General features: G+C 61.9%; 6 protein-coding genes. 2 read left to right on the top strand and 4 right to left on the bottom strand.

The features are described from left to right. A partial coding sequence (locus ACRESD_RS17425; protein WP_431752053.1) for an amino acid adenylation domain-containing protein occupies positions 1-5,975 on the top strand: 5,975 nt, incomplete at its 5' end. A 72-nt stretch (positions 5,976-6,047) separates the two neighbouring features. Here the strand turns inward: ACRESD_RS17425 and ACRESD_RS17420 are convergent. Both ACRESD_RS17420 and ACRESD_RS17415 read right to left on the bottom strand, forming a co-directional pair. Beyond that, positions 6,048-8,489, bottom strand: coding sequence for a TonB-dependent siderophore receptor (locus ACRESD_RS17420; RefSeq protein WP_431752052.1), 2,442 nt, complete (start codon positions 8,487-8,489; stop codon positions 6,048-6,050). Positions 8,490-8,598: 109 nt separating this feature from the next. Continuing rightward, positions 8,599-10,251, bottom strand: a complete 1,653-nt coding sequence (locus tag ACRESD_RS17415; RefSeq protein ID WP_431752051.1) for a cyclic peptide export ABC transporter — start codon at positions 10,249-10,251, stop codon at positions 8,599-8,601. 199 nt (positions 10,252-10,450) lie between these two features. Here ACRESD_RS17415 and ACRESD_RS17410 point away from each other — a divergent pair, with 199 nt between their 5' ends. Beyond that, positions 10,451-11,278 carry a N(5)-hydroxyornithine transformylase PvdF gene (locus ACRESD_RS17410; protein WP_431752050.1) on the top strand — a complete coding sequence of 276 codons (828 nt, stop codon included), beginning with the start codon at positions 10,451-10,453 and terminating at the stop codon, positions 11,276-11,278. A gap of 125 nt (positions 11,279-11,403) precedes the next feature. Here the strand turns inward: ACRESD_RS17410 and ACRESD_RS17405 are convergent, their stop codons facing one another. Together ACRESD_RS17405 and ACRESD_RS17400 are read right to left on the bottom strand one after the other, a co-directional pair. Next, a complete protein-coding gene (locus tag ACRESD_RS17405; protein WP_431752049.1) occupies positions 11,404-12,276 on the bottom strand; it encodes a formylglycine-generating enzyme family protein in 873 nt (290 codons plus the stop codon). Between the two features lie 30 nt (positions 12,277-12,306). Further along, positions 12,307-13,575 carry an aminotransferase class V-fold PLP-dependent enzyme gene (locus ACRESD_RS17400; protein ID WP_431752048.1) on the bottom strand — a complete coding sequence of 423 codons (1,269 nt, stop codon included), beginning with the start codon at positions 13,573-13,575 and terminating at the stop codon, positions 12,307-12,309. Positions 13,576-13,642: the final 67 nt, after the last annotated feature.

Raw genomic sequence — 13,642 nt, 5'->3', positions numbered from 1 at the left:
CGGACGGTGTGGTGGATTACCTGGGTCGTGTCGACCATCAGGTGAAGATCCGTGGCTTCCGCATCGAACTGGGCGAAATCGAAGCGCGCCTGCGCGAGCAGGACAGCGTCGGCGAAACCGTGGTGGTGGCCCAGGAAGGCCCGACCGCCAAGCAACTGGTGGCTTATGTGGTCCCCCTGGACCCAGCGCTGCTGGACGACGCCGTGGCCCAGGCCAACGGCCGCGAAGCCCTGCGCCGTGCCCTGAAAACCCGCCTGCCGGACTACATGGTGCCCACGCACTTGTTGTTCCTCGAACGCATGCCGCTGACCCCGAACGGCAAGCTCGACCGCAAGGGTTTGCCCAAGCCTGATGTGAGTCAGATGCAGCAAGTGTACGTGGCGCCGCAAAGTGAACTGGAACAGAAAATCGCCGCCATCTGGGCCGATGTGTTGCGCTTGCCGCAAGTGGGTTTGCACGACAACTTCTTCGAACTGGGCGGTGACTCGATCATTTCGATCCAGGTGGTCAGCCGTGCGCGGCAGGCCGGCGTGCGTTTCACTCCCAAGGATCTGTTCCAGCACCAGACCGTGCAAAGCCTGGCCAGCGTGGCCCGGGAAGGCGAGGGCGCAGTGCTGCTGGACCAGTCGGCGCAGACCGGAGCGTTGTTGCTGCTGCCGGTGCAGCAGGCCTTTTTTGCCGATGAGATTCCCCAGCGCCACCACTGGAACCAGTCCGTGGTACTGCAACCGCATCAGCCGTTGCAGGCGTCGGTGCTGGTCGCGGCGCTGCAGGCGTTGATAGTACATCACGATGCCTTGCGCACCACCTTCGTCGAGGACGCGACAGGTTGGCGTGCGGAGTATCGTAGGCCGGAGCAGCATCAGGCGGAACAGGTGGTGTGGCAAACATCGCTGAACACCGTCGAGGAACTGGACGCCCTGGGCGAAGAGGCCCAACGCAGCCTCGATTTGAGTGTCGGGCCTTTGTTGCGTGCGGTGCTGGCGCAATTGCCCGATGGCTCCCAGCGCTTGCTGCTGGTGATTCACCACTTGGTGGTGGACGGTGTGTCCTGGCGCATCCTGCTGGAAGATCTGCAAAGCGCTTATCAGCAACTGGCCCAAGGTGCTCCTGTGGCCTTGCCGGCCAAGACCAGCACCCTTCGCGCCTGGGCCGAACGCCTGCAAGCCTATGGGCGCAGCGCGGCACTGGAGCAGGAGCTGAGCGGGTGGCAGACGCAATTGCAGGGCAGCCCGACCGACTTGCCGGTGGCCGACCCTCACGCCAGCTTGAGTAACCGGCTGGCCCTGAGCGTGAGCACCCATCTGGACCCGACCTATACCCGTCGCTTGTTGCAAGACGCGCCGAGTGCCTACCGCACCCAGATCAACGACCTGCTGCTGACGGCCCTGACCCGGGTCATCGTGCGCTGGACCGGTGATGAGTCGATGTTGATCCGCCTGGAAGGCCACGGTCGTGAAGACCTGTTCGACGAGATCGACCTGACCCGCACCGTCGGCTGGTTCACCAGCCTGTACCCGCTGAAACTGGTGCCGACCGACTCCGTGGCCGGTTCCCTCAAGCAGATCAAAGAGCAACTGCGGGCGGTGCCCAACAAGGGCCTGGGGTTTGGCGCGTTGCGTTACCTGGGTAATGCCGAGGCGCAACAGGCGCTGGCCGCACTGCCGCGCCCACGCATTACCTTCAACTACCTGGGCCAGTTCGACGCCAGTTTCGACAGCGGCGAGCAAGAGGGGCTGTTCGCGCCCTCGGGTGACGCCAGCGGTGCCGAGCAAAGCCCCGACGCGCCTTTGGGTAACTGGCTGGAGATCAATGGTCAGGTCTACGGTGGTGAGTTGAAGCTGAACTGGAGTTTCAGCCAGGCCATGTTTGACCCCGCCACGGTGCAGCAACTGGCCGACGATTACGCCTCGGAGCTGAAGTGCGTGATCGACCATTGCTGCGAGTCGGCCAACCAGGGCGTGACGCCGTCGGACTTCCCCCTGGCGCGGTTGTCCCAGGATCAATTGGATGCGTTGTCGCTGAACGTCGGTGAGGTCGAAGACCTTTATCCGCTGTCGCCCATGCAACAGGGCATGCTGTTCCAGTCGTTGTATGGTGCAGGCTCGGGCGACTACATCAACCAGATGCGCATCGATGTGCAGGGCCTGGATGTGTCGCGTTTTTGCCAGGCCTGGCAGGCGGCGATGGACCGTCACGAGATTCTGCGCAGTGGTTTCCTCTGGCAGACCGAGCTGGAGCAGCCGTTGCAGGTGGTCTACAAACAGGCCCGCCTACCGTTTACCGAACTTGACTGGCGCCAGCGTGCAGACGCTCTCCAGGCGCTCGACAGCCTGGCGGAGTCGGCACGGACCCAAGGCTTCGTGCTGGAACAGGCACCGTTGTTGAGCCTGACGGTGGTGCGCACCGGTGCCTCCAGTTATCACCTGATCTACACCAATCACCACATCCTGATGGACGGCTGGAGCGGCTCGCAGCTGTTCGGCGAAGTGTTGCAGCACTACGCGGGTGAACCCTTGTCGACACCGACCGGGCGTTACCGCGACTACATCGCTTGGTTGCAGGCACAGGACAAGGCGCTCAGCGAAACCTTCTGGAAAGAACAACTGGTGAACCTGCAGGAGCCGACCCGCCTGGCCCGTGGTGAAACCGGCGCTGAGCCTGGTGCCAACGGCGAGTACCGCTTGAGCCTGGACACCGCGCAAACCGAGCACCTGAAAGCCTTCGCTCAACGCAACAAGGTGACCCTCAATACGCTGGTACAAGGCGCCTGGCTGTTGCTGTTGCAGCATCACACCGGGCAGGCCACCGTCGCGTTCGGTGCCACCGTGGCCGGACGCCCGGCGGAACTGCGTGGCATTGAGCAGCAGGTTGGCTTGTTCATCAACACACTGCCGGTGGTGGCGACACCGCATGCGCAAATGCCGGTGAGCCAGTGGCTGCAACAGGTCCAGGCCCAGAACGTGCGGTTGCGCGAGCAGGAGCATACGCCGCTGTTCGAGATCCAGCGCTGGGCCGGGTTGGGGGGGGAAGCGTTGTTCGACAGCATCCTGGTGTTCGAAAACTATCCGGTGTCCGAGGCCCTGGAGCAGAGTGCGCCGTCGGGGTTGAACTTTGGTGCGGTGCACAGCCTGGAGCAGACCCACTACCCATTGACCGTGCTGCTGGCGATTGGCGACACCCTGGGCCTGGAGTTCAACTACGACCGCCAGCGCTTCACAGCACAGCATATCCAACGCCTGGCCGAGCACTTCCAGCAATTGCTGCAAGCCCTCGCCAGCGATGCTTCCCAGCGTCTTTCCGCGCTGCCTTCACTGGCCGGTGCCGAGCGCGAACAGGTGCTGCAAACGTGGAACGCCACGGCCGAGACCTACCCACTGCACCAGGCCGTGCACCTGTTGATCGAGGCGCAAGTGGTGCGTACGCCGAATGCGCCGGCCTTGGCATTCGGCGGGCAGCGCCTGAGTTACAACGAATTGAACGCCCGGGCCAACCGCCTGGCCCATCGCTTGATCGCCGCCGGTGTCGGGCCGGACGTGCTGGTGGGGTTGGCGGTGGAGCGCTCGATTGAAATGGTGGTCGGCCTCTTGGCGGTGCTCAAGGCTGGCGGCGCCTATGTGCCGCTGGACCCGGAATACCCTCGCGACCGGCTGGCCTACATGCTCGAAGACAGTGGCGTCGCCCTGTTGTTGACCCAGGCGCATCTGCTGGAACAACTGCCGATTCCCCAAGGCCTGCGACACCTCGTGCTGGAACAGGGTGACGGGTGGCTGGCGGGCTACGATGAGCAGAACCCAGGCCTTGCGGTCGACGGCGAAAACCTTGCCTATGTGATCTACACCTCCGGCTCCACCGGTCAACCCAAGGGTGCCGGCAACCGCCATAACGCCCTGACCAACCGGTTGTGCTGGATGCAACAAGCCTATGGCCTGGACGCCAGCGACAGCGTGTTGCAGAAAACCCCGTTCAGCTTTGACGTGTCGGTGTGGGAGTTCTTCTGGCCGTTGATGACCGGCGCGCGCCTGGTGGTAGCGGCGCCGGGAGATCATCGTGATCCTGCCAGGCTGGTCAACCTGATCAACGCCGAGGGCATCACCACGCTGCACTTTGTGCCGTCGATGCTGCAAGCGTTTCTGCAGGACACGGCTGTTACGTCATGCCATAGCCTGCAACGTATCGTGTGCAGTGGTGAAGCCTTGCCGGTAGACGCCCAGCAGCAAGTCTTTGCCAAGCTGCCGGAGGCCGCGTTGTACAACCTGTATGGCCCCACCGAGGCGGCTATCGACGTGACCCACTGGACCTGTGTGGAGGAGGGGCGCGACGCCGTGCCGATTGGCCGGCCTATCGCCAACCTCGGCTGCTACGTGCTGGACGGCAACCTGGAGCCGGCACCGGTGGGCGTGTTGGGTGAGTTGTACCTGGGCGGTATTGGCCTGGCGCGGGGTTATCACCGCCGTCCGGCATTGACCGCCGAGCGCTTTGTAACCGACCCGTTCGGCAGTGGCGGGCGCCTGTACCGTACCGGTGACCTGGCGCGCTATCGCGATGACGGCGTGATCGAATACGCCGGGCGCATTGATCACCAGGTAAAACTGCGTGGCTTGCGTATCGAGCTGGGTGAAATCGAAGCGCGCCTGCTGGAGCACGATGGCATCCGTGAAGCCGCCGTGCTGGCGGTGGACGGTGCGTACCTGGTGGGTTACGTGGTACTTCAACAGCCGCAGGATGACTGGAAGGCCGCGGTCATCGCCCAACTGGGCGCGCAGTTGCCGGACTACATGGTGCCGGCCCAGTGGGTGGTGTTGAACGAGATGCCGCTGAGCCCCAACGGTAAGCTGGATCGCAAGGCGTTGCCCAAGCCCCAGGCCCAGGGCGCCGAGCTGTACCAGGCGCCCCAGACCGAGTTGGAACAGCAGGTCGCGGCGATCTGGAGCGATGTGCTGGATGTGGAGCGGGTGGGGCTGCACGACAACTTCTTCGAGTTGGGTGGCCATTCGTTGCTGGTGCTGATGCTCAAGGAACGGATCAGGAAGATCAGCGGCGTCGGTTTGTCCATCAGTCAATTGATGCTCAACCCGACCGTTCGCGGCCAGGTCAATTGCTTGCAGGGCGACACGCGCAGTTCGTTGATCGTCAAGCTCAATAGCCAGACTCAAGGCACGCCGCTGTTCATGTTCCACCCGAGCTTCGGCTCGGTGCATTGCTACACCGCCATTGCCCTGGCACTCAGGGAGCAGCGCCCGGTGTTCGGGGTGATCTGCCGGGCATTGGCCGAAGCCGGTGCGGCAGTGCCGCAGTGGCAGGCGATGGTCGAGGACTACACGGCGCAACTGTTGGCGGCACAACCCCACGGCGCCTTCCGCCTGGCGGGCTGGTCGTTGGGCGGTAACCTGGCGATGGAAGTCGCTTATGGCCTGGAGCAAGCTGGGCGTGAGGTGGAGTTTGTCGGCTGGATCGATTCGGCGCCACCGCAGTGGCTCAAGCCCTATTGGGAAGCCGTGGACACCCAGGATGATCGCGAAGTCTCGGCTAACGAGCGACGTGCAGCCTTGCTGGGGGTGATGTTCCCTGCATTTGCCCAACAGATCCAAGCCACCTGGCAGCAGTGCCAGCACCACGCCGAGGCTGAGCAATGGCCGGTGTTCGTCGCCTGGGCCGAACAGACCCTGGGTGAAGCCTTTACCGGTATCAAGGATGAACTGCTGCGTGGCAATGAAGCGCAGATTTCCTGGGAGGTTGACCGCGCACTGAGCGAACGCATGACCGCGTCTGACTTCAGACCGATCAAGGCTCCCGTCAGTTGCTGGTGGGCGTCGATGAGCCGGGCAGGGCGCCTCAAGGACCTGATCGAGCAGAACATGGCGACGGTGGTTGGCCAGGGGCGTATCGAGCGCTCGGTGGTGATCGATACGGATCACGACGGCATCATCGACAGTGCCGCGTTCATCAGCAGCTTGGTGGCTGCCATGGCGTAAGGGGCAGACGTAAAAAAACCGGATCATTGATCCGGTTTTTTTATGCGCCTGTTATGTGTCAATAACGCGGGGTCAGAAGTCCCAGCGCGTGCTGACCATCACGTTACGCGGCTCACCGTAGGCGGCCGAGTTATAGAAGCCCACGTTGGTGTAGTAGGACTTGTCGAAGATGTTGTTGAAGTTGACGGTTGCCGACAAGTTCTTGGTGACCTGATAGCGGGTCATCAGGTCCACCAGCCAGTAGGACTCCTGGGTGATGTCCTGGTTCTGGTTGAGCGGCTGGTTCCAGATTTCCTGCCAGCCCTTGGTCTGCCAGCGCAGGCCGCCACCGATGGTGAATTTGTCGAGGTCGCCCTTGAGCTTGTAGGTGGTGTTCAGGTTGACCTGGTGCTCGGGCTCGAAGGTGGAGATCTTCTTGCCGTCTTCGTCGCGCACGATCTTATGGGTGTAGCCACCCTGGACTTGCCAGCCTGGGCTCAACTCACCGGAGATCTCCGCTTCATAACCCTTGGTGACCGCCTTGGAGCTCTTGAACGCGTAGTTGTTCGGCGTCGGCGTCTGGTTGTTGTAGGCATCGTCCGAGATCGGTCGGTTGGTTTCATGCACTTCGAAGTAGGCAATGCTGGTGTTCAGGCGGCCGTCGAAGAACTCGCCCTTGAGGCCCAACTCGTAGTTTTGCCCTTCGTCCGGGTCCAGCAACTTGCTGTCGCGGTCTTTGTAGGTGCTTTCCTGGGGTTGGAAAATATCGGTGTAGCTGGCGTAGGCCGAGAAGTTGTCGTTGAGGTCGTAGATCACCCCGGCGTACGGGATGAAACGGCCGGTTTCCTTGTAGGACGGGTTGTTACCGGTGACGTGATAGTTGGCCACGCGCCCACCGAGGATCACGTTCAGGTCATCGATCACATTCAAACGTGTGGTCACGTAGTAGCCGTTCTGGCGGATGGTGTCGTCGATGTACTGTTGAGCCGGGCCGTAGATAGGCTTGCCGAGCTTGCCATTCCAGTTGTAGAAATCGACTTTGTTGCCCTGCGGCCATTCCGGCGACCAGTAACCTTTGCCTTGCCAACGCGAAGTGCCGATCGAGCCACCCACCACCAATTCATGTTCACGGCCGAAGAGGCTGAATGGCCCGGTGGCATAAAGGTCGGCGGAGGTACTTTTGGTTTCACCCGTGTACTTCTGCCCGTTGATCTCCGCCGTGCCATCGGCTGCCGGCTGGACGAACTGAATCGAAGCGAGATCGGCATGGTAGCTGTTGATCTTGTGGTCCAGTTGCAGCTTGGTCACCCAGCCGTCACCCAGGTCATGCTCCAGCATGGCGAAGGCGGTACGGGTGTTTTGCTCCCACGAACTCCAGGTGGTGCCGTTGTTGTAGGAGCGCGGCATCTTGTTGATGCTGCCGTTGGAGTTGACCAGCGGGAATGCGCCGGACCAGCTGGAGCCTTTCGGAATGCTGTCCTGGTAGTCGAAGCCGACGGTCAGCATGGTGTCAGGGGACAGATCGAATTCGGTGATGCCGTAGTAGGTTTCGGTCTTGCGCGAGTAGTGGTCCATGAAGGACTGCTTGTCCTGGTACGCCGCTACTGCACGGCCACGCACATTGCCGCTTTCGGTCAAGGGGCCGCTGACGTCGACTTCGCTGCGATAGTTGTCCCACGAACCCGCGCCGAGGGTCACATGGCCCTTGAAGTCCGAGGTGGGCTTCTTGCGGATCAGGTTGATGGTCGCCCCCAGGGAGCCGGCGCCGTTGAGCAGGCCGGTGGCACCCTTGAGGATTTCGATACGGTCATAGATCGCCATGTCGCTCAGGGTGTTGCCCGCCGAGTAGCCGACGTTGCGTACGGTGGAGGGAATACCGTCGTACTGGAAACTGTTGACCGAGAAACCGCGGGAATAGTAGTTGGTTCGGTCGGTGTCATACGCCGACACGGTGATGCCCGGGGTGTGGCGCATCACGTCATCGACGTTGTTGAGGCCGAAGTCCTCGATGTGCTGGCGGGTGATCACGGTGATCGACTGTGGGGTCTGGCGCGGGGTGAGGGTCAGGCGCGTCGCGGTGGCGATGGTGCCTGGCGTGTAGGAGCCGGAGCCCTCGGTGATGTTGCCCAGCACGTTGGCGCTGACTTGGGTAGGGCTCAGTTCCACGGCGGTGGTATTGCCGGCAGCGGCCACGGTCAGCGAATTGCCGTTGAGGCTGTGGGTGGTCGAGGTGCCAGTCAGCAGTTGCTCGATGGCTTGCTGCGGTTCCATCTTGCCCTTGACCGCACGGCTGTTCTTGCCCTGTACGTCGCTGGGGCTGTACAGCACCTGCACGTTGGTCTGGCGCCCGAACTCCTGCAGTGCGCTCCCCAGCGACTGTGCAGGAATATTCAACTCGATCTCCTGAGCCTGCACATAGCCTGCAATCGGCAACGATACCGCCAGGGCCAAAGCGCTGGGAAGAAGGTTGATGTTCAGGGCCCGGCGCATGGATAGCGCTTTGCTCAGTGGGCTGAGACCGAGTCGTGCTGGCATGGATGCTTTCTCTTCTAGGTTTTAAGTGGGCAGTTATAGGTGTTAATTGAGGCTGGTTCTCATTACCACTAGTGAGACGTTCCTACCTCGGGAAACCGGAAAATAAACTTCACGCCGGTTCCAGCGCATGCACCACCTGGCCCGCACGCAGGCGCACAAGCTGGTCGGCGATGTCGAAATAACGGTCGTCGTGGCTGATCACGATGATGGTCTTGCCCAGGCGCTTGAGGTCCGGCAGCAGCTCGGTGTAGAAGATGCGACGGAAGGCCGGGTCCTGGTCGGCGGCCCATTCGTCGAATACCAACACCGGGCGTTCCTCCAGCCAGGCGTTGACTAGCGCCAGGCGCTTGCGCTGGCCGGTGGACAGGTCGGTGGTGCTGAACACGCCGTCCTTCACACTGACCTTGTGCGCGATTTCCAGGCGCTCCAGGTACTTGGTGGCGCTGTCCAACGATTGCGTGGCGCTGCCCTGCACCAAGTCATCGAACAGGTAATAGTCGGAGAAGATCGTCGTGAACAGTTGGCGGTAATCGTCGCGCTCGGGGTCGGTGACGGCCTCGTCGTTGAGGCGGATCTCGCCCGCGTGGGGTTGATAAAGGCCCAGCAGCAGTTTGATCAGCGTGGTCTTGCCACTGCCGTTCTCGCCGACGATAAACACGATATCGCCTTGCTTGATGCTCAGGTTGATCGGCCCCAGGTGGAAGGGCGCGCTGCCCTCGACCGCCGGCGGGCTGTAGCTCACATCGCGCAGTTCCAGGCTGTTGACCACCGGCTTGGGCGCTTCGCTGTCATCCATCAGCAAGTGCGGCTCAGGCGAGGAGAAACGCTGGGACAATTCGCTGATACGGCCAAAGGCAATCTTTGCCTTGCCCACCACCGGCAGGTAACCCAGCAAATGTTCCAGCGGGCCCTTCATGTACAACAGCACCAGCACGAACCCGGTAATCACCGTCGGGTCCGGGTTGGGGTTGTACGCTTGCATCGCCAGGGCCAGGCCGATGACCACGAAGAACAACATCGAACCGAAGGTCTTGGCCAGGATGTAGATGTTGACCGAACGCACCTGGATGTCGCTGATACGGTCGGCGGTTTCCTGGATGCGATGGGTGTTCATGCGAAAACGACGTGGCCGGTGCATGCGCAGTTCCTTGGCACCGGAGGCAATCGCGTTGTAGTAACGCTGCAGTTCATCCTCATGACTGCGCGCCAGGTCGAAACCCTGGATACCCTTGCCGCCGGCAATGAACTGCACGGCACTGCCGATGATGATCGCCACCACCATCATCAGGAACATCGGCACTGACAGGTACGCCAGGTAGCCCAGGCAGCCGAGTGTGACGGTGGCGGCGATGGCCAGCGGCGTGAACGCAAAGGAGAAGTCGCTGATGGTGTCGACGTCATGGGTCAGCACCGGGATCAGCCGATGGGAGCGGTAGCGCTCGATTTGCCCGATGGGGGCCGACAGCACCTTCTCACCGAGGTCCTTGCGCAGGGCGGCAATGATGCGTTGCCCGACGTAGTTGGTGCCAATGTCCGAAATGATCGAACTAACCAACGCCACCACACACAAGGCCGCAAAGGTCAGGACAACGCCCTGGGTCATGCCGTTGGCCGAGTGCAGGGCATTGTTGATGGTGGCCAGCAACAGGGTGATGGCCAGGCCGCCCGCCATGCCGAGGGCGACGGACACCGTCACGATCGCACGAAAGGGCCTGAGCAGGGCGAGCAGGCCGTGGAAGGCGCCGCGTTTGGGGTCGGTCATAAATACATCCCGGAGAGTGAAAAGAGGGGCTGGGCACACAGACCCTTACCCATGACAAACGAAGCGTCGGCACGAGGATTTAGCTCGGCATGCCGGGCGGCAGCCGCGCGGGATAAATTGCCGCAGGGCTGGTTCGTTCTTGTGCTGTAGGCGCACGTGTATCGACGCGCTGCGCAGTCCACTCAGCGAGAGCGAAACAATGACGAAAAAGAACCTGGTGTATGTGTGGTCCCTGAGAAATGCCGCGGCCGACAAGGCCGGGCAGCCGGTGGCCTACAAGGATCACGAGCGCTACATGAAGTCGGTGCTGGAGTTTCTGGTGGGATCGCTGAATGACACGCCGCTGGGCCAGGCCTACAACCTGGTGGGCGTGGTGTATGACGATGACGAGCAGAACCCACGTGACCAGCAACTGGTCAGTGACTATGGCTTTGCCTACCAGCCAGGCCGGCAGTGGTTGTACCCGGCGGACTTGCGGGTGCAGGGCAACCTGGTCAACGACCTGCTGCTGAGTGTGCCGTCCACCTATCGCCGATTGCCGCGGGGTACGGCGGAACACATCGCCGGCAAGCAGGATTTCGAACGCCGGCTGCATGACACGTTGGTGGAGTTGAAGGCCGATATCGTGGTGCTGGACGGCTTGCTGGTGATCCTCGATGAGTTGGTACGCCCCGGCGCGCCGTTTGCCCGGCGCATCATGAATATCCACCCCGGTATTACCCGCCTTGAGTCACCCTACGAGCGCCGTGGCGCCTATGCCACCTGGAATGCGTTGTATGGCGCCCGAGGGCAGGCGGTGGTGGACTGGGCGACCAAAGAAACCACGCCGTGCGAACCGTTGTACCTGACCGGCGCGTCGTTCCATTACGTGGACAACGGCATTGATTCCGGCGAAGTGTTTCACGACGTGCTCAACACCGAGATATCGCCGCAGGACACCATCCTCGAATTGCGCTGGAACAACTTCAATAACAGCCTGTTTCCGGCGCTGCATGAGGGGCTGGAGTTGTTGGCCCAAAAGGGCTGAAGTCGTACCACGATCCAAGTGTGGGAGGGGGCTTGCCCCCGATAGCAGTGTGTCAGGTGCTGAAATTGTGACTGATACACCGCCATCGGGGGTAAGCCCCCTCCCACAGGGGGGAGTAGTGTGACCTAGAGATCGCGCACTACGCGAAACCCGATCCAATCCCCGCGCGTCTGCGGGTAGATATTGTTGCGGTTGCCCGAGCGCGAGAACACTGGCGCTTCGCCCCAGTCATTACCGCGAATCTGATAGGACTCACAGTTCGGTTCCACCCAGGCGCTGCCGTCGGTCGGTGCGCCGATGTAGTTGGGGTGTTCGCAATCGGCGACCCGTTCATAGACGTTGCCGTGCATGTCATACATGCCGAACGCATTTGGCGGGTAGCTGCCCACCGGCGATGAATAGCTGTAGCCGTCCGCCGGGCCATAGGTGTTGGCGTGCTGGGCGATGCTGTAGCCCTTGCCCTCGTCGAATGGGAAGGGGAACGGCCCGGTGGAGCCTGCGCGCGCGGCGTATTCGCGCTGGGCTTCGCTGACCATGTGGTACTGCTGGCCGGTCTTTTTCGACAGCCAGGCCACGTAGTGCTTGATGTCGTCCATGTCCATGCATACTGCCGGTTGGCGCGGCCCCTGGGGGTAGCGTGGCTTGCTGGCGATGCATTCACGGCCTGGGCGGTCGTCACCATTGGCGATCTTGACCCCGGTCTGGCGGATGTAGCTGTCCCATTCGCCGGCCGTGATATGGAACCGGCTCATGGCGAACGGCTTGGCGAAGGTCACTTCATGCATCGGGCCTTCGTCCGGCTCGCGGCCGACTTCGTCTTCGGGAGTGCCCATGGTGAAGGTGCCGGCAGGCAGTACGACCATCTCCGGGCAGTCCTTGCAGTCCTTGAACACCTTGCCGGGTTGCGGTGTGGCGGCCTGGGCCAGGCCCGGCAGCAGGGCGCTGCACAGGGTGGTCAGTGCCAGCGCGGTCAAGGGTTTGAGTCGGAATGGAGTCATGTGGGCGCCTCGTTCAAAACAAGAAAGGGGTCACAACCGCTGGCTCAGCACGGTCATGAAACGTTGGATTTCATCCGAGCTGTTCAGCAGGCCGGGGGAGGTGCGGATCACTGGGCCGACGTCGCGGTCTACCGCGTCGATCACTACGCGGTTTTTCATCATGTGCGCGACCACGGCGTCGCTGTCCTGGCCCTTGGCCCGGAAGAAGGTAAAGCCCGCCGACAGCTCTGGGTTGAGTGGCGTCACCAGCTCGATCTTTGGGTGCGCCAGCAACTGGTTTTTCAGCTCGGTGTTGAGGGCATGAATGCGTGCTTGTACCGGCGCCTTGCCGAGTTGCAGGTGCAGCTTGAACGCTTCGTCGGCCGCCCAGCGATGCTCGAAGGCGTGATAGCCACCCGGCGTCATGGTCGTGGCGAAATTGGTGTCTTCGGAGAAGGTCGGCACCATCGGCGTGACGTATTTGTTCTCGGTATCGCGGGCACAGACGAGGCCGGTGCCGCGTGGGCCAAACATCCATTTGTGGGTGCCGGCGATGAAGAAGTCGCAGTGCATGTCCGGGAAGTCGAGGTTCTCCACGCCGAAACCATGCACGCCATCGATCACGTAAAGGAGGCGGTCCTGGTCGTCACGACTGCGGTTGTGTTCCTCCACCAGTTTGCCGATCTCGCCGACCGGCAATTTTACGCCGCTGCCCGATTGCACCCAGGTCATGCCGAGTACGCGGGTGTTGGGGCGGATATTGCGCTGGATATTGCCCAGCACTTCGTCCACCGACACGCGGCTTGGGCTGTCGAACAGCGTGATGCGACGTACCTGGGTGCCTTGCTTCTGTACGCGAAAATCCAGGCTGCTCTGGGTGGCGTAGTGCTCGTGCACGGTGGTGAGGATTTCCTGGTCGGCGCGTACCTTGATCCCACCATAAATCATGGCCAGGCCTTCGGAGGTGCTGCCGGTCAGGGCGATCTGCGCCGGTGTGGCATTCAGGTAGCGCCCGGCCCATTCGCGCACCTGGCCCTCGCGTTTCCAGGTTTCCTGCAGGCCCCAATCCATCGCCAGCCCGGGGTTACGGTCGATCTGCAGGCGGTAGCGCTCGATGGCGTCGCGCACCGGCTTGGGGTGCGACGCCACCAGGAAGTTGGAGAAGTGCAGGTAGTCCGGATCTTGGTTGAACAGCTGCTTGAGTCCCGTCCATGGGGTGTTCGCCAGAGGCGTCGCTTCGACTACCAGAGCCTGTGGCAGCAGTGGCAGGCTGGCGGCGAATACGCCGGCCTGCTTGAGAAAAGTACGGCGGTCGGTCATGGACTTACTTCATGGCTGATTAACGGTTGGCCAACGGCTTGGCGGCTTTTTGTACCTGGTCCCACAC

The sequence above is a fragment of the Pseudomonas sp. genome (assembly GCF_050739995.1).
GTDB lineage: Bacteria > Pseudomonadota > Gammaproteobacteria > Pseudomonadales > Pseudomonadaceae > Aquipseudomonas.
Note: the sequence above shows the minus strand (reverse complement) of the source record. Positions and strands in the feature narration are given on the sequence as shown.